At 42.7% G+C, this 328-nt stretch carries 1 protein-coding gene; it reads right to left on the minus strand.

Features of this window, described 5'->3' with window-relative positions; translation table 11 throughout:
• Positions 1-277, minus strand: a 277-nt coding sequence (locus tag C661_RS24135) for a hypothetical protein (protein WP_207636114.1), incomplete at its 3' end; no start/stop codon positions are given.
• Between the last annotated feature and the right edge of the window lie 51 nt (positions 278-328).

Here is a 328-nt window from a genome sequence, read left to right on the forward strand (position 1 = left end):
CAGACTCAGTCATAACTCCATCTAATGTGTTATGGCGAATTCGTCGCCCTAAATAGGACTCGATCCCAAATTCAGTATTCAGACAAAATTGATCAAACGCGTCCTTAGCTATCTGCGCGATCATGCCCTCACTTTGCTCGTTTAGCGTTATAAAATATATATCTTCGCTTTCGCCCGATTTATTTTCAATAGTTCTAAGTGTTGCCTGGATACTGGGGTAGGAAGTACGAAACTGTTCAGTGGAAACAGAGGGATTACCATCAAGCCACTTCTTCATGGCAAAACTGTCGACGTACATTCCACTGCTATCGAAATAGCTCTGCAAGGT

Source organism: Clostridium tunisiense TJ, assembly GCF_000300195.1.
GTDB lineage: Bacteria > Bacillota > Clostridia > Clostridiales > Clostridiaceae > Clostridium_J > Clostridium_J tunisiense.